This is a genomic window from Nostoc commune NIES-4072 (genome assembly GCF_003113895.1).
Lineage (GTDB): Bacteria > Cyanobacteriota > Cyanobacteriia > Cyanobacteriales > Nostocaceae > Nostoc > Nostoc commune.
In genome coordinates, this window is the sequence record NZ_BDUD01000001.1 from 106,473 (window position 1) to 125,417 (window position 18,945).

Below are 18,945 nucleotides of genomic sequence, written 5' to 3' on the forward strand. Positions count from 1 at the left end.
GTCCCCAAGTCCTCTTTCCAATGCCCCATGCCCAATGACCAATGACTAATGAAAATAATTGCCTACTCTTACACCAATCCTCTACTAGAATCTTCTCCCGATCAAGGTGACTGGGGATGGGAGGTGGATCGGGTTTATGAAGATTTGGGTAAGCCAGAGTCTTCTGGACACGCTACGCGAGAGTCCTACGGACACGCTACGCGAACGCAATTACAACAATTATTTACCGATTGCGAAACTGAACCAGCAGATTATCTGTTGATTCGTCGGTTGGAAGAATTAGGAGATACTGTAGAGGAAATTAGCGATCGCTTACATCAACTTGAAGTAATGGGAGTAGCAATAATTGCCACAGAACAACCCTATACTTCCGAAAATTATCCTCTGGGCGCTGACTTGCTAAATTTGCTACACGCAATCCAACGTCAGCAACGTAGCCGTCGCATCCGTCAAGGACACGCCCGTAATCGTCTTGAGGTTGCGCCGCCACCAGGCAAAGTTCCTTACGGTTATCGCAGAGGTAAGGGGAAATATACTGTTGATCGCAGTACTTCACCAGTAGTCAAAGATTTTTTTGAACACTTTTTACTCTATGGTTCCCTGCGAGGTTCAGTTCGTTACTTGGCGAAAAAATACGGCAAAAAAATCTCTGTCACCACAGGAAGACGCTGGCTAACTAATCCAGTTTATCGCGGCAATACAGCTTACCAAAATGGTGAAATTATCTCTAATACCCATATTCCGATAATTTCTAAGGAAGAAGCTGCCCAAGTTGACCGACTTTTGCGCCGTAACAGCCGTTTACCACCCCGAACTGCTAGTGCTAGGCGCTCTTTAGCTGGGTTGGTTGTCTGTGCTCAGTGTCAGTCACATCTAACAGTTACTCGTGTTACCCAACGCAACCAAGATAAAGAGTATCTTTATTTACGTTCTACTAGCTGTCCGCAACGCCCCAAGTGTAAGGCTATTCCCTACCAAGAGGTTTTAGAACATACAATTGAAACCGTTTGCCGTGACTTACCCTTAGCTGTTGCGGGGATGAATTTTCCCCAGTTGGATGCAGTTAAGAATAGTTTAGGACAAGCGATCGCTCGTCAGCAAGAAATACTTGCTCAGTTACCCGCGTTAATTGAAACTGGAATTTTAGATGTTGAAACAGCAAAGTTAAGGGCTTACAAACTCCGCACAGAAATTTCTGCACTCGAAGCAAAGTTGGCGACTCTTCCTCCAGTTAACTTGCGTTCTGTTGCTCAAGCTGTTTCAATACCACAATTTTGGTTAGATTTGTCGGAAACAGAGCGACGATTTTACTTTCGAGAGTTTATCAGGCAAATTGACATTACTGTTGAGAATAAAGAATTAAAACTCCAAGTTATTTTTATTTTTTAAATAAATAAACCACACAGTTAAATCGTGTGATTCAAATAAACACTATTTCTGAGACGGTTGATCCTTCGTATACGAAACAGGCTTTGGCCCTGCATTCCGCACATTGATAATTTTATTGAGGATATCAAACCAAAAAGGCGCACCCATAGCAATAGCAAAACCACTCACTATCCAACCACAAATTAACTTAAAAACCTGTGAAATTCTGATGTAAACTCTATTGGATTTTGTCGTATCTAATAACTCAAACTGTTGATTAATATTTTGCCATCCAATCGGTATAGAAGCATTTCCTAATAGCTTCTCAATATCCCTTCTAGCTGCTTCATCATTGATATAATCGATTCGCTGACTTGCACTTTGAGTAATGGTAGAACGGATAACTGAATCCTCCGATAGTCTTTTAACCAAGTGAAATGTATCAGTATTGGTTAAAAATGCAACTGATATTCCAATTAAAATAGCAACTCCTTTGGCATTACGCTTATAAACACCGCTTGCTCGATCCATCGAGCGATCAAACCATGTTTCTACTTCATTTTTCAATTGATTCACTTCCTCTGTGAGATCGCCAATTTTTATCCTGCTACGTTGAGCAATTACACTAAGGCTCTTGATTAAACTATTAGGAACTTCATCAGGTAACTCATTATTAACAAAATCTATAAATTTCTGGTCAATATCTCCATAAATTTCTTGAATCTTTGTGTAACTTGGACTCGTTGGATCGTTTATCCCTTTTTTAAGCTCTTTATAAGAGGCTAATATCAAGTGCAAGTTTGTTTTTGCTTCTTCACTAGGATGTTTAACATGATTAATTAGCTGGGGTATTTTTAAGGTATCTAATAAAGTAATTGCAAATGTTTCCGAAGGAAGATAGGAAGGGCCGCTTTGTTTTTCTATTACTCGTTTATCAGGGTTTTTAGTAATTTCCTGGAAATGCTTTTCTATTTTACCCTTGGCTTGCTGATTCAATGTATTAATCAAAGGATCGTTATAAAGTTTCTGTACTAACTGGATTGCATTGACAATATCTGATTTTTCACTTTCACTACCACCTGATACAAGTAATTCAATTGAAGTTCTTAAATGTTTAGCTCTCCATTGTAATAATGTAGCGAGCAGTTCCTGTATTTCAGAAGCTAGCAAGCTCAAAATCAAGTAAATAAAAACTAAGCCAAGTGCAATATCCACAACAACAGGTAAATTCATTGACAGGCTCCAATCGTTTTTTAGCTGTTTATTTTTGTAAAAGCTATTTTTACAAAATTGTATAACACAGATATTTTAATTAAATAATCGCTTAATTAAATTTAAAATACCAAAACTTGTTGCGTTTCTTTCTAGCTTGCCGACTTCTTTAATAAGTCGGCAAGCTAATTTTTAACGAATAATTGAGAACAGAAAGAAACTATCCAAAAAATTAAAACTAATTTTTTTAAGTGTTTAGCACAGTATTGAAACACTGTAGCAATTAATTACTTATTTATTGATTTAGCTAGATTATAACTAAGTAGATAAAAATTAAACTAAGCATCAGACTAAAAATGTAAGTTCATATACAGACTAAGCAACAGGTAACAAATAATTTATTGACTGCATTATTTTTATCATTTATTAGCTAAAATGTGATTTAAGTAACCAATATAAATTTTTCAAAAAATAGGGCTAATTAGAGAAACTTGAGTTAATCTTGGAAACTAGCAATTGTTAATAAATACGTTGTTACTGGGTGACAACATTGGAGATTCGCTAGATGTCTCTATGTAATCAAACCAGAAAGTAAAATGATTAACATAGAATATGCAAGAAGGAAGCTTTATTTGGAGTCATCTAGAAAAACAACATCGCACGGTTGGCAGATGGATTGATTGGGTATGGCTAATGATATTGCTATTGGCAGCAGTGTTACTATTTAGCATCAATCTGGGAGGATTGCCGTTGCGAGATTGGGATGAAGGGACTGTGGCCCAGGTTGCTCGTGAAATTTGGCACGCTCCAGCAGGTTCAATGCATTGGCTTTATCCAACACTAGGAGGCGAACCATATCATAACAAGCCGCCTTTGATGCATTTGCTAATTGCTTGGGCTTATTCTCTAGGAGGCGAAAATGAGTTGACAACACGCCTGCCTGGAGCAATTTTAACAGCCACATCTGTACCTTTACTGTATTGCATTGCTAGAGAGATATTTCGCCAACGTTGGGCTGCTATTTATAGCGCCTTAATTTATCTAACAATGCTACCTGTGGTGCGTCATGGGCGGCTGGCAATGTTGGATGGGGCGATGGTAAGTTTCTTGATGGTAATGATGTTGTGTGTGTTGCGATCGCGCCGAGATTTACGTTATTGCCTTGGTGTTGGTATTAGTTTTGGGCTGATTTGCCTGACTCAAGGATTGCTAGGTGTATTACTGGGTGCGATCGCGATCGTATTTCTGTTTTGGGATACGCCAAGACTGCTCACTTGTTACTATCTGTGGATAGCAATCTTCATTGGTATTCTACCTGTAGCTACTTGGTATAGTGCCCAACTAATTCACTATGGTTACACCTTCGCCCAAGTTGGGCTTGTAAACCCATCACTAGGTCGAATTGGCTCATTTGTAGAGGGGAACCCTGAACCACCTTGGTACTATGTTATTGAACTTTTCAAATACACATGGCCGTGGCTATTATTCTTACCGCAAACTATCCGCTTAACTTGGGAAAATCGCAACCTTAGTTGGGCAAAACTAGTAATGGCGTGGAGTGGTGTTTATCTGCTGGTAATTTCTTTCATGATTACCAAAGTTCCCTGGTATTTATTCCCGATTTACCCTAGTTTAGCTTTAGCTTTTGGTATTCAATTATCTGATACAGAAAATTCGCCTTTACTCTCATCCTATCCCCGTGCTTGGGTTGCTGGTTTGGCGATACTTGCTGTAGCTGCTTCTGCTGGTAGCATTTATTTTAGTTGGGGTACAACACCAAAAACAGACTTACAACTAATTTTTGTAGCAGTAGCTTTAACTATGACCTTAGCAGCTATTTTGGCAGAACGAGGTGATGGGCAATTTCTGAAGATTTTGTTTTGGGGAAGTTATATTTCGCTGCTACTGTTAATGAAATCTAACTACTGGGTTTGGGAATTATCTGAAGCTTATCCAGTTAAACCAGTCGCTGCGATGATCGTGCGGGCAAATCCAGCTACGAGGAAGATTTACACATCTTTTCCCTATCATCGTCCCTCATTGGATTTTTATAGCGATCGCACCATCATTCCCGCTTCTGTTGGCGAACTCGAATATTATTGGCACTACAACGGCCAACCCTACTTTCTCCTTCATGCATCTGCTTTCAACAATCTCGAACTAGAGTCGATGAAGCTAGTTGACGAAGCTGAAGGCTGGAAGTTAGTTACAAAAGATACTAATCGATTGTAAGTGGGGGCATTGGGCATTGGGCATTGGGCATTGGGCATTGGGCATTGGGCATTGGGCATTGGGTATTAAATATTATCCTTTGCACCCTATCCCTTTGCTCTTTCGTGGACAAAACGAACCGCATTCGCGTTAGCGTCTCCCCTTGGGAGAAGGACGCATAGACACGTTCGCAAAGCGTCTCGTAGAGAAGTGGCTTCCCGCAGGGTAGGACACAAAGAAAGAAAGAAGTTAAAAGGGTTTGGCGCAGCCTCACAAAGAAATGGTGTTAGTAACTACCTCTGCTGTCTCTTTCGACGGAACGATAGGAATTATCTCGAATTCAACAAGATCCTGCCAGTGGAATATCCACTCCTGAAATAAACGTAGATCGTCACATTCCATCAGTTGAAAGCAACGATCAAAATTGACCTCAACCCAGCTATCTAAGTACTTCAAACCTTCAGGCATCATGCGCCCTTTCTCTTGAAATCGGCGGTATATCTCTTTAGCCTTGCCATCCTTAAATCGCTCAACCACCATAAATAACATTTTGTCTTCTTTCTCACACTGTAACTAACACGATCTAAGGAATCATCGCTACCTTAATAACTTGCCGCGCCTTCATCTCACAAAACACCTGTTCTAAATCTTTTAATGGCCGCTGTCCACTAATAAGTAACTCAAAGGGAATTTTGCGACTAGCGATCAGTGCCAGCGCCTGCCGCACATACTCTGGTGTATTATGAAATACGCCTTTGAGGGTAAGTTCACTATAGTGTAGCTGTTCTGTGTTGACAGTAATGCTGGTATCCCGTGGACATCCACCGAATAAGTTTACTGTTGCACCGGGACGGGCAGAGGCGATCGCACTTTCCCAAACACTTGGTACACCAGTTGCTTCAATCACTACATCTGCGCCCCATCCTTGGGTAAGTTCTTTCACTACACTGGGAATATCCGGGATTTGATGATAATTAAAGGTTTGGGTTGCACCCAATTTTTGACCAATTTCTAGCCTGTGGTGATTACCTCCCCACAGCAACACCTCAGCTTTGTCACTCAACGCCGCCACAAACATCAACCCGATCGCTCCATCCCCTAAGACAACTACTGTATCTTTGGCTTTGACGTTAGAACGGGCTATACCATGCAATACACAAGCTAAGGGTTCCGTCATGGCTGCTAATTCCCACGACAACTCATCGGGAATCTGCAACAAGTTATGCTGTACTATCGGTGCGGGAATTTTCAAGTATTCCGCAAAAGTCCCGTTATTCCATGTCAAATTTGGACATAATGAATACTCTTGGCGTTGACAAAAAAAGCATTTCATGCAAGGTGCGGAATTATTTGCGACGATGCGATCGCCCACTTGCCAATTTGTAACCCCTGCTCCCAAGGCAACAATTCGCCCAGCACCTTCGTGACCAAACAGGGTTGGCGGTATCAGCATTTTGGCATGACCACCACGCCGCCAGACTTTTAAATCTGTACCACAAGTTGTTGCTGCGCCTACTTGAATTACAACTTCGCCAGCCGCCGGAGTGGGGTCAGGAACTTGCTCTAGGCGTAAATTTTCTTGTCCATAAAGTAACGCTGCTAACAAAGCTTAAAACCTATCAATTAACTCCATCCGATTTTATCAGTTGAAGCTAATGGTCTGTCTCATTAATTTTGATGAGTTCGTAGTAATCACTGAAGTGCTTAAAAATCTAGGACTAAAGTCCTTACTACGAACTTGTTTACTCCTCGTAACTAATGAGAAAAACCACTAGTTGATAAGTTTAAAGTAAATTAGTTTTGATTTCTAGTAGGCTTTTATTAATCCAAAATACCGTAAAACTAAGAATTTACCGCAGGCTGAGGAACTATTCCGGTATTCCGGGTTTCCACATTAGGCAAGCGAGTAGCAGTTAATAGCGGTACTTCTTGTCGGCACGACAGGCAAAACCAATATAGTTCACTATGTCGTACATGGCGTAGGAGGGAACCACCGCAGCATGGGCAGGTGTTGGCTCTCGTACTCATAACCAATGTCCTCCTAAAAAAAGTTATTGTTTAAGTTGGATAAAAAAAAGCAGTTGATTAAAACTGAATGTTAGCTGCACAAACGCAGCCATTCGATTCTATGCGGTCTTTTATAATTTGTCTGTAAACAGCTTCATATCCGTCAACCATTTGGCTAACACTAAAGTTGTTTTCTACGTGTTTTCTACAGGTTTGACGATTGAGTTCCAAAGCTAATGGAATCATTGCCGCCATTTCTGCATAGCTTTTGCAGATAAAACCTGTTTTACCGTGGGCAATCACTTCAGGTACAGAACCGAAATTCATAGCAATTACTGGTGTACCAGTTGCCATTGATTCAATCATTACTAACCCAAAAGGTTCTTGCCAGCTAATAGGAAAAAGAGTTATGGCAGCATTGCCCAGAAGTTCAGTCTTTTCGGCGTGGTTGATTTCACCTAGATATTCGATTTGCTGACCATCTATGAGCGGGGTAATCTCTTGTTCAAAAAACTTAGAGTCTTGAACATCAACCTTTCCTGCCATCTTCAAGGGCAAACCACCCTGTTTAGCAATAGCGATCGCATTTTGTGGCCCTTTCTCTGGCGAAAAACGACCTAAAAATGCCAAATACGGCGGTTCTGAAGGTTGGACTACGAATGGATAATCTGCTAGCTCAATTCCGTTATAAATCGTGTCAATATAATTGAGATCGATTTGACGCTGCGAGTTACTAATGCTGACATAAGGTTGCTTTTTGTGGTAATTAAATACGTGGCGGTTATCCCTTGTAAAATCATTGTGCAGGGTATGCACTGTAGAAGTTGTTGTTATCAAACTCGCTAAAGCTAATGCCGAAATCCCTACATGGGAATGGATAATATCGAATTGGGCAGCACTCTGGTAAACTTGGCTTAGTTCTAGCATTTCGTACACTGCATACTCTTTGATATTTGGATCTAAGCGCAATGCCTGTGGATAAACTGCTTCTAAATAAGCCAAAGTTTGAGAATCGCCAGAGGCAAATAAGGTTACCTCATGACCGCGACGAACAAGTTCATCAGTCAAGCGACTCACTACCAGTTCTATTCCTCCATAATTAGGAGGTGGAACCCTTTCCCATAAGGGGGCAACTTGAGCGATTTTCATAAGTTTTTTTGGTTCAGTCTATCAAATTCTCCTCAATATAATGAGTTGCATCATTATTGGATGAAGAGAGAGTATTTGTACTTACTCTTTTGACATTTAAATTAACCTAACAAGCTACGAAAAGCGCAGTAATGGTTAACCGTACTGGAAATTTTTTACCGACAAATCTAATGGACTATCGGTTAAACTCAACTCTGAGCTATCTTTCTAACTTAGAGTAAATCAATCACTTGTTGCATCTGCCTTGGGGATCATAACGAGGTAGAATATTTTGTAGTAGAACTTACAAAAAGGAATATTTTGTAGTTAAAACTACTAAAATATCGAATGGGATCAAGCCATTAAAGCTTGGTTTAAATGTAATTCGGAAACGGAACAGAAATTATAAATATTAAGTAACTGTACAATAATTACATAATTTGTAATTATTAATTTACAAAAAATTCTGATAACTAATGAAAATCGCTACTTGGAATGTCAACTCAATTCGCACTCGTCTAGAACAGGTTATCGATTGGTTAACTACCAATCCTGTTGATGTTCTGTGCTTGCAAGAAACCAAAGTTGTGGATGCCGAGTTTCCGCGATCGCCTTTTGAGCAGTTAGGCTATAACCTTTATGTATCAGGACAAAAATCTTATAACGGCGTAGCCATAATTAGCCGCCAGCCACTGGTAGACGTAAGTAGAGGGTTTAGGGCGATTTTGCCAGATTTACACCACGAATGGGATGAGCAAAAGCGGGTGATTACAGGTGTTATTGATGGTGTTCGGATTGTTAACTTATATGTTCCCAATGGTGCAGCAGTAGGAACTGAAAAATATGAATACAAATTACGCTGGTTGACAGCGCTACACGAGTATTTGCGATTATTGGTGTTATCAGAACCTGCAATTTGTGTGTGCGGTGATTTCAACATCGCCCTAGAAGATAAGGATATTCACGAGCAAGTGAGTACAGAAAATCACATTATGGCAACAGAAGCAGAGCGCCAAGCCTTACGGGATATCCTGAAATTGGGATTTGCTGATGCTTTTCGCAAATTCACCACAGAAGGCGGAAATTATAGCTGGTGGGATTATCGCGCCGCCGCCTTCCGTCGTAACTTAGGCTGGCGGATTGACCATCACTATCTCACACCAATTCTGTATGAGCGTGCTACAAGTTGCATTATAGATGTCGCGCCTAGAAAATTAGCCCAACCTAGCGACCATACGCCGGTAATTGTGGAATTTTGAATCGGGTATTGGGTATTGGACAATCCTGGGATTTTTAAAAATATAGTTTCAATCCCTAATAGGGATTTTGATTAATTGCAATATCAGCTTTGTCTTTTAAGGATGGAGTCTCTGATTTAGTTTCAATCCCTAATAGGGATTTTGATTAATTGCAATTATCCAGCAATTGCGATCGCACCACTAGCAACTAGTTTCAATCCCTAATAGGGATTTTGATTAATTGCAATATAACAAAAAGCTGCTATTACAAGTCAAAGAAATTGGTTTCAATCCCTAATAGGGATTTTGATTAATTGCAATTCACCTGTATTTTTCCAATTACGAGCGTTTACGAAGTTTCAATCCCTAATAGGGATTTTGATTAATTGCAATAGCGGAAGCCTGAAACCCAAGCTATATTTAGTTTTCAAGGTGCGGTTGCGCGATTCAAGGGCAATCATAGCATTAGAAAATTTGTTTGGAAAGAGCGCCAGGAAAATTTAAAGGCTGAAATCGCATTTTAGTAAGCATTTCAGAGATTGCGCGGATGAGGATTAGGGAACTAATGGGTTGAAAGCCTTGCTGGAGTTGGGATAAAAGCATTTTTTTCGGGCTGTGGAATTTGTACACCTACCCTTTTGCGCATTTGATATACAAAAACCTAGCCAGAAGGGGACTCAGCAAAGAAAATTGTTTCGTCTCGTGGCTGTTCTCCACCAATGCGTTCGACTTTTCTCTGACAACAGCCACAGAGGAAATAAAAACGCACACTGTCAGTGTCGGGTTTTATTAATTTAGCTAAACGCGATCGCAGTTTAGCATACTGAGTGGGAGTGATATCACATTCAAACACACTCAGTTGCATCCATTGTCCGTAAGACTTGAGAACCGAATGAATTTTAGTCCGACGTTTATCTTCTGGAATGTCGTAGCTGACAACAATATACATGGAAGTGAGGAAGTTATTTGAGAATTAAAGGGGGATATTTATCGATTTCGTTCATGAGGTATTTACTTAATAACCTCGCTTGAATTTCAAAAGATTCTTGGTAGGTGCATTTGTTTCCCATGACTGGATGTTTGAAATTCGATAGTTTCTTCTGTTGGTAGGCGCGAAGAAATGTATGCAATCCTTCTTTAGTTAAAGACACGGCACCACTGAGCGGTTCGGTGGTAAAGTCAGCTAGGGTTAGCGATCGCTTGTTAATCAGCGACAACACTACAGCATCGACTATTAAAGGACGAAATTCTTCCATTAAGTCTAAGGCTAGGGAAGGTCTACCATAACGCTCAACGTGTAAGTATCCTAGATAGGGATCGAAGCCGACAATATTTAAAGCACTTTGCACATCATGGCGTAGCAATGAATACCCAAAACTCAGTAGGGCGTTAACTGGATCGGTTGGTGGGCGGCGGCGTCTGGCTTCAAAGCGAAATTCTGAGGTTTTGATTAGTTGTTGAAAGCAACCAAAATAGGCTGCACTACCAGCACCTTCTAAGCCTCTGAGGGAATCAATACTGCTAGTTTTTTCGATTGGTGCGATCGCGTTTTCCAATCGAGTGATGTTATTATTCAAGTCAATATCAGGATGTTCTCGCTGAGTGCGAAGTAAGCTATGGCGGTAATTTTTCAATTTACCTCGCACAAATCCTCTGACTAAATGTATTGCTGGTTCTGATTCTCCCACAGCTTGCCATTGGGCTTTCCGAACAAAGATATTTTTGGTAACTTCTGGTTCTAAACGTCCTAAATATCTTCCGTTTTGTGTGAGAAATGTTAAACAAATGTGACGTTCTAAAAGTTCACTGACGACGGCGGGAGAAATAGTAGCCCGTCCTAGTACTACAATTCCCTCTATTTTAATTAAAGGGATCTCTAAGATTGTTTTTTGTTCAGCTTTGACGGTGAGACGTTCGTCAACTTTACCGATAAAAGCATCGGCTTGTGTTACGTAAAGTGTTCCCATTTTTGATGATTCCTAGTAATAATTAGAGATTGGGTAAATAGATTTATTGGGTATAATTAAATACGGTTAACAAGGGTTGTTGGTGTAGATGATTGGTCTTTCAAGACGTGATAAATCGCGTCTCTACATGATGGTTTTGTTGCTCATTCTGAACTGTATTAGGGTATGATTTAATTGACTTCTTGATAACTTTTGACTTTATCGGTTGCTTTGGGCAAACATTGCGAATAAAGACTGCATCCTTGGCAGCGTTTGCTGTAGACTGGTTTTGGCATTGCTCCTGTTTCTAGGAGATTTGTCACAGATTGAATAGTAGCGATCGCACTTTGCCGTAACTCTGCATTAATCTCTACTAATTGCCGTTGATGGGAGTGGGCATAATAGATATATCCAGTAGTAACAGGTTGTCCTGTCATCTCTTCTAAACATAAGGCTTGGGCACAAACTTGTAACTCATCGTTATCCCATTCGCCTTTTCGCCCCCGTTTATATTCCACTGGATAAACTTCACCTGATTCGGCTTCAATTAAATCAGATTTGCCGATGAGTTTATATTGCTCAGACTTTAGCCAAATTGCTCTAATTTGCCAAGTTTCTCCTCGCTGTATATCGCTTGTGGTGTGGACGCGATCGTGTAAAGTTGTGCCTTCAATTGTATATTGATTATCGTTAAATTCTCCTGCACAAAACATCCGCCAACAGCGATGCGGACAATAGGCATATTGATTCAATGCTGCAATAGAAATATATTCAGTTTGGTTCATAACTTAGGTGGTTTTTAAATGATGTTTGAAATTAGGGAGAATATAGCCGCCTTGCCATACCCATCCCCATAGTTGTTTTTCTCCCAACACCGCAATACAAAGCAAAATCAGCTAAAGCGTTAATTTGCTTAATTTGTATTGGTTCAACTGTCCCTAAAATTTTATAAGTAACTTCGCCAAGAATGCCGATAAATTTGCTGCGAGAATCAGCTAATATTTCTGTGTGAATATTGACAAATGAGGGAAATATTGACTCGATCGCAATCTGAGTAAATTCTATGCCACTGTACTTATTCCACCGCGAAAGTAGGGAATTGAAAACAGATTCTCTAGTAGGAAGGGTAGTATCATACTGTCCTTGACGGAAGGCGGTAGGTGTGCAGAAGCTAAGGTTAATGGAAGAATTGCGTAGGCGTAGCCCGTCGCAGACATCGCTAGCTTCTTCGTATAATTGAGCGTAAGTACTGGCATTTGCCCAAGGTTGAATAGATTGGGGTGTGCCTTGAATGCTGGTAATATACAAGTCAGCCGGGCCAAGATGCCAAGGGCGATTGGGATTAAGATTTAGCCAAAGTTGGGTAAGTTTGCCAAATAGAGTGTCATCTAATAAAGAGATGCGCCACCAACAAGGTGTTCCGGCGGGAATGGGTTGTTGATGTGAATATTGCAATTTAGATCCCCCTTTACCACCCTTCAAAAGGGGGGAATTAATTTGTAAAGGAGAAAGGGTGAAAGCTTTATCTGCGGTGGAATCGTGCAAGCGATCGCCCAATGTGCTATCTACAGAACTAACGAGGGTTAAAAATAAGGCGTGGAGATGTCTACCTGTAAGATACTGTGGTGGAATAGGCGATTGAGGTAGCAAATTCAACACTAAACTATGAGGCATACTTTCTCTTTTTGGTTGTAGACTGAGTGATTCTTGACTCTACAGTGAACTCAGGGATTTCCTGGAGTTCAGTATCACTCAAACTATACTGTTCACAAACTAAACTTAAGCGATTTCCTGGGGTTTTGACTGCGTTAACCGAATGGGTTAAATCACCTTGAAAATAAACTAAAGTATTGAATTGGGGCTTAATTTGCCCAAGTTGGCGTTTGTGCGATCGCAATACCAGTTCTCCCCCTTCCATATCCGCAGGTACGCGCACATAAAGCACACTCACAACCGCAGGCGGTTCAATGGTTTTGGAGTAGGAACGCAGGGAGCGATCGATATGCGGATCGACACGGGAGCCTTCTTTTAGCTGTAAAGGATTGAGGTAAAAAGCATTACAACTTGGTTGGAGAGCCAAATCTAGGTAAGGTTTGAAGTAGGGAAACTGCTGTTCTACTTTTGCTAATCCAGAACGCTGAAATACTACAGAAAATCCTTTGGTGGCGACAAAATCGCGGTTGAGATTGTTGATAGCAAAGTAAGGACAAGCTTGGATCTCTCCCCACAAGTTGTTTAGGTAATCGCTGGGAAACGCGTTGGTTTGTTGTTGATAGTGTTTCACTGGGGATAGAGGAGCGATCGCTAAATGTGGTTTCTAAAATTTTGAAGACTGTCGAGTGATGATAGTAGTATTCTTTTAAGTGAGAAAAACTACATAGCGAGAAAGACCAATGAGAATTGATGATTACAATACAGCAAAGGCACTAACTGAAAAACTGAAAGAGAACTTACCCATTAAAGCACGAGCCGGGAAGGAGTTTTTGAAGACATTAAAGCAAAAAGGAGTAAACGCCGATCCAGACAGGGAGTTTGAAATTGATTTCGTTGGTTATTCAGGAGATGAAGGCGGGATTATGTGCGGACTAAAAGATCCAAATAATCCCGAAAGTAAAGAAAAATATGTTTCTTCTATTACTCACCTAAAGATTGATCCTAATCATCCTCTATCTGCTGAAGTGCAGACTTACCAACGCCAGCGAATACGTAAATTAATGTTGCAAGATTCCAGAGGTTTTAAAGCCGAGTTAATGACGATAGAGCCTCGAAAAAATAAAAGCCGTAGTAAAGGTTTTGGGTAAATAATTAATTCCGAAAGCGATATTCCATCCGAACTGGGATTTTTAAGTTTTGAATGCCATCAAATTGATAGTATTGACCTCGCATTTGGACATTCTGAATTAAGCTAACTGGAGGCATATTCACAACGTCATAGCTCATCACTTGATTGGTGAACATGACATCTAAAGGATTTAATGGATGGGTACAAGTGAATATACCTTCAGCAATTTTAGGCTTCGGTAATGGTTCAACCGTGACTTCAGCCTTGCTCATCCATTTACCCAAGCGAATCCACTTTGTTAGTTTGAGTTCTTTTTGGGAGATGACAAAAAACTCAAATTTACTTTCTGCTGCTATTTCTTTCGCTCTCCCAAAACTGGGGATATTTTTCTGGGTTTTCTCCATTTCAACGTGGTAGTTGTTATTAGCATACTTCCAGGTGTTGAGGATGGACGAATGATTGAGCGATCGCGCCGGAGTTACGTAAATTCCCTGTTGATTGAGTGGCGTTAAATGCTCCTCATATTTTGGCACTTGTTCGGGGCAAAAATAGCGATAAGAATGTTCTTCAGCAACGGTAGTAGAGTAGATTTGGCTATCAACTAATAAGAGTGCATAACAGAGAGCGTAATTGTGAATTAGGGCTTCTGTTTCATACAATCGCCCGATTTCACGAGTTGCGTAATAAAGGCTGTCATGAAGTTCTATTTGACAACGGGAAATAAACACCATTACTCTTTCCCCGCTTTAGCAGTAGTTTTCTTCTTGCTAATATGCTTCTTGGCATAATCTTTAGCTTCTGCATCAGCCTTCTGCAAAATTGCCTGAATTCCTTTCTCATTTCCTGTTAAAGTTTTGACTTCATTTATTAGGGATACAAAAGCATCACCAATAAAATCTGTGTGAACAATAAACTCGTCAGCCATTAACGCCTCAATAGCATTTTTAGCAGCAGTAATTACATCATCTTCATCTAGTGGATCGGGAGCATTTAAAGTATTATTAGCCTTCATTTGGTCATATATTGCTTGAGTCCAACGCAGATTACTAGTAATTTCTCCATCAGCAAATACAACGCCAATTAACTCATTTCTGACGCGACCTGTACGGGTAGTTTGCGCTCCATAATGACGAGTTCGCAGAATGTTATTAAAAACGTAAAGGAAGCTAGCTTCAGTGGGGTCTTTAAGTGTGACAATACTAGGAAAGAAAACTTGTGGTCTGATGTGGTCTTGTTCATTATATCGGCTAGCAACTTCACCTGGTTTAGAACCATTTTCTCCCTTAGAAGCCATTGTGCCATTTTCAAAAGGAGCATTAAGGGTGAAAGTTTCATGAGAATCATCGAAAGCTGTAATTGAAAATGCCGTATCTACTACAACCTTAGATTTTTCAGAACCAGAATCACCAATAGCAAATCCGTAAATAATGCAATCAGGATTATCCATTGCAAAACTCACGTTGTATTCGCATTCTTCAGCCGTCATTAAACCATAGTTACGCAGTAATTCCCGACCAACTAAACGCTCTGGTGTAGATTGTTTACGCTTGAACATTGACAAACGGCTAATTGTGGTTTTATCTTTAACTCCTGCTCTTACCCGTGCTTTATTCAGTTCTGCATCTGTCTGGAATAAAGGATAAGATTCAGTAATCCGAACAGTGAGAAAGTGAGCATATTTACCCATTGGTTTGTAGGGAATTTCAGCTTGGAAGAATTTCGGTTCAACAGTTTTTAAAAGTGACATAATTTATCTCCACAGAATTATTTACTAGTTGTTTAGGCAAAATGGAACTTATTGATTACCATCATCATTAGATTCAGTAGATTGTTCATTTCTAGCTGAGTTTTCTTTGTCATCTTCTAAACGGTAAAGAAATTCACAAGTATGACGAATTAAGTTGACTTGACGACCAGTTAAACGAGCGCGATCACCTGCAAATGATTTCTCAAATACCTCGGTTACAAAATACCTCGCAAAATCTAAAACAGCTTGTCGTTCTTCTTCTCGTTTGCTCATGATCCAATGTCCTTCAGCAGTAGAAGCATGAACACGATCCATGAGTTTAAAAACTTCTGCTGCAACAGCCGCAACTAATGTTTCTCCCTGAAACACACTTGACTCAGCTTTGAGTATAGTTTCAGCCGCAATATCAACTGGTTTCAACACAGCATTAGACTTAGGATTATAACGCTTATTCGCTCGGTAAAATCTGCGGTATAAATCTGTTAATTTCTTAGGATGATTCAGACTTGATGCTTCTCCCACAATTAATTGCTCCATATTAGTGTCATATTTCACATAAGGGTCAAAACAAGGATAAAAATGATAGGCATAAAGCCGGATTTTTTCAATTCGTGCTGTTTCTGATCCTTGGTTACGCACCCAGCGATTGAGATAAGAAAAGACGTACAACGGACTGGTTTCAAAATCTTTAGCCAGTTCTGTAAATCTTCCCCAGTTGGCATCGTAACCAGACTTACCTTGCCTAGCATTCACATCTAAATGAATGGTATAAGCGGCGGTAAGCACATTTAAAGGTGCTGGGTATTGGATGCCGTTTTCGTTCCAGCCTTCGAGGATGTAGTCAAGACGGAAGCGATCGCGCCTTACTAAAGCCCGGAAAGCATGAGGCGCACTATCGAGGAAAACGCTTTCCTCAAATTCAGCGCCATCATTAAAAGGTGGAATTGGCGACTCTGAAACCACAGTTTTAACATCTAAAATCATCGGGAAAGCAAACGCTAACCAAGTTGGCATTACCCATGATTCTGTATCGGTGCTGTCTCTTCCAGGCGGGAGTGCCATGAAGTAAAATGTTAAAGGCTGGTCTTCAGGATAGGAAAGCTTAAAGGTGCGATCCTTGTCACGTTGGAGGTTTTCATCAATTAAGAAACTATCTACACTTTGGTAGCGATCGCGTCCCAAGTCTGCCTGTAAATCTTTACTGATAAAATGATTGCGAACGCTGGTATCAAAGCGAGTTTGAGCAATACCATTGTATGCTTTCTGCAAAAACTTATTAGTCTCTGGAGTAAAGTAATAAGTAGGATAAAAGTAGAGATAGCGATATTTACCATCTTCAAATCGCTTACCTACAGCTTGAGTTTGATTCATCAAGATTTGCCTCAGCATCATCTCCACACCTGCAATACTGGAGATATTACGTTTAGCGTTAGAACCTCCTAACATTTGCTTGTTTGTATAAACTTGTGGCGTAAATAAAACTGCTGATTCCATTTGCTCAGTAACCGTGTAAGCAGAATGAGAAATTGAGCAGATTAATTGTTTCCCTCGCCCTGCTTTTTTCGCAGCGTTGTAGTTTGCCAACTCCTTAAAAAAGATTTCGGCTTGGTCGGTAGGTGATTTTTGTCGCGTTTCATTTGGAAGCATAATCACGCGATCGCACCAATCCCTTAAATCTTTCCATTCATCAGGTAGTTTGTACTGATTAATGATTGGTTCAATAACTTCTATCCATCGATTAACCAGACTTTGACAAATTTCACGAACGTCTTCTTGTCCTGGATTACATTTAAGGTATTGCGTTGCAATATAATACCAGTCATACGCTATGCCTCCAGTATCTTTAAGTTGCTGAAGTGCAATAATTTCAGATTTATACTCAGATAAATTAAGAAAATCAATAGCTATCTCTGTTAGATTAATAGTTGGAATTGAAGGGAGTTCTTTGTTGTTTTTAATTAGGGCTTTAACTCTATCAAGATACTCTTTCCAAAATTTTCCAGTTATTAAAGCTCCTAACTCTGCCAAATGATCTATACGAATATCTTCTGCAAAATCGATTTCGATATTCTTAGCTAAAATACCTTTACGCTGGAATTGAGCCAAATTAGTAGCTTTATCTGCTGCCTTGCTGGTTTTTACTTTACTCGGTACTGCATCAACAGTAAACTGCATTAAGCCTTTGATGTCGAGGAAGAGATTGTAGTAGTCAGCATATTTCATCCCAATATTTCCCCGACTAAATCCAACTTTTCGGAGTTGAAGTTGATTAGCGCAGAGTTGTTTTATCGTATCAATAACGCGATCACCTAATCCTTCTCGACTAATTTTTGGAGCATCTTTTCTAGCTAAATAAATTACTCCTGTGGGTAGGTAAAGCAGTATTTCATAGTAGGTTTGATCCTCAGTATTGAGGCTAGTATGTGCTTCCATTAAGGCATTATTAACTACATTAGTTAATACACCCCGGTTTTCAGCAATGCTGTGATATGTAAATTTTAGTTGTCCATCACTCAAATTATGTATAACTTCTTGGAGCCTAGAGTTCTCTGCGTCCTGGGGATGTTTAACAATTGAGGCGAGAGAATCAGCCAAACAAGTTAAATCAGACAGACTGCGAAGGGTACGGTCTTTGAGAAGAGGATTCAACCCAAATTCAGAAAAATTCCAGTTAGTATCCCAACGACGTTGAGCATTATAAGCCATACACAACAAATCATCTAGATACTCAGGGTAAGCTTCAGGATTTTCTGGATTTATAAAGTTATCTAGTCCTAACTGGTGAACTTTTTTATCAATAATTTCACGATGTTCTGCTAACGGCAACTTGCGGCAGTTTTCAGGTACATCAGGAAACTTTTCAAAATCATGTAAAATAAATCCAGCAATTACTAATCTACGTTCTCGCTCTTTCACCACTCGCTGCACTGTGGTATTGAGTTTTTCTAAACGTTTCTCAATTAAATTTGCTGGGAATAATCCATTTAGTAAGTGAGTATTCAGCGATTGGTCAGCAGCGTTATCTCGTCTAACTTTAGTTTTCCCTTCTGCTTCTCGCTGTTGGTCAATTTCATCAAAAAACTTACCGCCTTTCGCCGTTACACCAATTGCTATCCGCAACAGATTTGGTAAAACATACTCACCAAAGTCTGCCATTACCTTATCATCTGGATTTTGAGCCTCAATTGCTTCTCGTAATAGCTTGAGTGTTAATAATTCGCCTTCGCTTTCAATAGTGCGGTTTGAAGAATCACCATCAAAACCAAAATCACCTGATAACCAATCATCATTAGACATTTTCAAACT

At 40.0% G+C, this 18,945-nt stretch carries 17 protein-coding genes and 1 CRISPR repeat array; of the genes, 4 read left to right on the forward strand and 13 right to left on the reverse strand.

The window, feature by feature from the left end; all coding sequences use genetic code 11:
• The first annotated feature begins 48 nt into the window (after positions 1 to 48).
• On the forward strand, positions 49 to 1,389 hold the full coding sequence (locus CDC33_RS00450) for a recombinase family protein (RefSeq protein ID WP_109006805.1): 1,341 nt from the start codon (positions 49 to 51) through the stop codon (positions 1,387 to 1,389).
• A 42-nt stretch (positions 1,390 to 1,431) separates the two neighbouring features.
• Here the strand turns inward: CDC33_RS00450 and CDC33_RS00455 are convergent, their stop codons facing one another.
• The gene (locus tag CDC33_RS00455) at positions 1,432 to 2,601 is read right to left on the reverse strand and encodes a hypothetical protein (protein WP_109006806.1); all 1,170 of its coding nucleotides are present in this window, start codon (positions 2,599 to 2,601) and stop codon (positions 1,432 to 1,434) included.
• Between the two features lie 591 nt (positions 2,602 to 3,192).
• On the opposite strand from CDC33_RS00455, the gene CDC33_RS00460 reads away from it, so the two are divergent.
• Positions 3,193 to 4,812, forward strand: coding sequence for an ArnT family glycosyltransferase (locus CDC33_RS00460; RefSeq protein WP_109006807.1), 1,620 nt, complete (start codon positions 3,193 to 3,195; stop codon positions 4,810 to 4,812).
• A 249-nt stretch (positions 4,813 to 5,061) separates the two neighbouring features.
• On the opposite strand, the gene CDC33_RS00465 is transcribed toward CDC33_RS00460, so the two are convergent.
• From CDC33_RS00465 to CDC33_RS00480, 4 genes are all read right to left on the reverse strand, one after another.
• Complete coding sequence (locus CDC33_RS00465; RefSeq protein ID WP_244919092.1) at positions 5,062 to 5,331, reverse strand: DUF3303 domain-containing protein; 270 nt, start codon at positions 5,329 to 5,331, stop codon at positions 5,062 to 5,064.
• A 43-nt stretch (positions 5,332 to 5,374) separates the two neighbouring features.
• Positions 5,375 to 6,397 carry a zinc-dependent alcohol dehydrogenase gene (locus tag CDC33_RS00470; protein WP_109006809.1) on the reverse strand — a complete coding sequence of 341 codons (1,023 nt, stop codon included), beginning with the start codon at positions 6,395 to 6,397 and terminating at the stop codon, positions 5,375 to 5,377.
• A 236-nt stretch (positions 6,398 to 6,633) separates the two neighbouring features.
• Complete coding sequence (locus tag CDC33_RS00475) at positions 6,634 to 6,819, reverse strand: hypothetical protein (RefSeq protein ID WP_109006810.1); 186 nt, start codon at positions 6,817 to 6,819, stop codon at positions 6,634 to 6,636.
• Positions 6,820 to 6,876: 57 nt separating this feature from the next.
• On the reverse strand, positions 6,877 to 7,947 hold the full coding sequence (locus CDC33_RS00480; protein ID WP_109006811.1) for a glycosyltransferase family 4 protein: 1,071 nt from the start codon (positions 7,945 to 7,947) through the stop codon (positions 6,877 to 6,879).
• A 455-nt stretch (positions 7,948 to 8,402) separates the two neighbouring features.
• Between CDC33_RS00480 and xth the strand changes: the two genes are divergently transcribed.
• A complete protein-coding gene (gene xth / locus CDC33_RS00485) occupies positions 8,403 to 9,185 on the forward strand; it encodes an exodeoxyribonuclease III (protein ID WP_109006812.1) in 783 nt (260 codons plus the stop codon).
• Between the two features lie 45 nt (positions 9,186 to 9,230).
• Positions 9,231 to 9,557: direct repeats of the CRISPR family, unit length 37 nt; unit sequence GTTTCAATCCCTAATAGGGATTTTGATTAATTGCAAT.
• Between the two features lie 268 nt (positions 9,558 to 9,825).
• Here xth and cas2 read toward each other — a convergent pair.
• From cas2 to CDC33_RS00510, 5 genes are all read right to left on the reverse strand, one after another.
• Positions 9,826 to 10,113: a CRISPR-associated endonuclease Cas2 gene (gene cas2, locus CDC33_RS00490; protein WP_109006813.1), complete on the reverse strand. Its 288-nt coding sequence runs from the start codon at positions 10,111 to 10,113 to the stop codon at positions 9,826 to 9,828.
• A gap of 13 nt (positions 10,114 to 10,126) precedes the next feature.
• Positions 10,127 to 11,131 (reverse strand): type I-D CRISPR-associated endonuclease Cas1d, encoded by a 1,005-nt coding sequence (gene cas1d / locus CDC33_RS00495; protein ID WP_109006814.1) that lies wholly within the window; start codon positions 11,129 to 11,131, stop codon positions 10,127 to 10,129.
• Positions 11,132 to 11,301: 170 nt separating this feature from the next.
• The gene (gene cas4, locus CDC33_RS00500) at positions 11,302 to 11,895 is read right to left on the reverse strand and encodes a CRISPR-associated protein Cas4 (protein ID WP_109006815.1); all 594 of its coding nucleotides are present in this window, start codon (positions 11,893 to 11,895) and stop codon (positions 11,302 to 11,304) included.
• Positions 11,896 to 11,926: 31 nt separating this feature from the next.
• Complete coding sequence (gene cas6 / locus CDC33_RS00505; protein ID WP_109006816.1) at positions 11,927 to 12,784, reverse strand: CRISPR-associated endoribonuclease Cas6; 858 nt, start codon at positions 12,782 to 12,784, stop codon at positions 11,927 to 11,929.
• Positions 12,774 to 13,394, reverse strand: coding sequence for a 2OG-Fe(II) oxygenase (locus CDC33_RS00510; protein ID WP_109006817.1), 621 nt, complete (start codon positions 13,392 to 13,394; stop codon positions 12,774 to 12,776). Before CDC33_RS00510 ends, cas6 begins: the two co-directional genes overlap by 11 nt.
• 109 nt (positions 13,395 to 13,503) lie before the next feature.
• On the opposite strand from CDC33_RS00510, the gene CDC33_RS00515 reads away from it, so the two are divergent.
• Positions 13,504 to 13,911: a hypothetical protein gene (locus CDC33_RS00515; protein ID WP_109006818.1), complete on the forward strand. Its 408-nt coding sequence runs from the start codon at positions 13,504 to 13,506 to the stop codon at positions 13,909 to 13,911.
• Between the two features lie 4 nt (positions 13,912 to 13,915).
• Here CDC33_RS00515 and cas5d read toward each other — a convergent pair whose 3' ends face one another.
• Genes cas5d through cas10d form a run of 3 tightly spaced genes read right to left on the reverse strand, consistent with a single transcriptional unit; the run spans position 13,916 to position 18,936 of the window.
• Positions 13,916 to 14,623, reverse strand: coding sequence for a type I-D CRISPR-associated protein Cas5/Csc1 (gene cas5d, locus CDC33_RS00520; RefSeq protein ID WP_109006819.1), 708 nt, complete (start codon positions 14,621 to 14,623; stop codon positions 13,916 to 13,918).
• Positions 14,623 to 15,639 carry a type I-D CRISPR-associated protein Cas7/Csc2 gene (cas7d, locus tag CDC33_RS00525; RefSeq protein ID WP_109006820.1) on the reverse strand — a complete coding sequence of 339 codons (1,017 nt, stop codon included), beginning with the start codon at positions 15,637 to 15,639 and terminating at the stop codon, positions 14,623 to 14,625. The genes cas5d and cas7d overlap by 1 nt, the downstream gene beginning before the upstream one ends.
• 48 nt (positions 15,640 to 15,687) lie before the next feature.
• Positions 15,688 to 18,936 carry a type I-D CRISPR-associated protein Cas10d/Csc3 gene (gene cas10d, locus CDC33_RS00530; RefSeq protein WP_109006821.1) on the reverse strand — a complete coding sequence of 1,083 codons (3,249 nt, stop codon included), beginning with the start codon at positions 18,934 to 18,936 and terminating at the stop codon, positions 15,688 to 15,690.
• Positions 18,937 to 18,945: the final 9 nt, after the last annotated feature.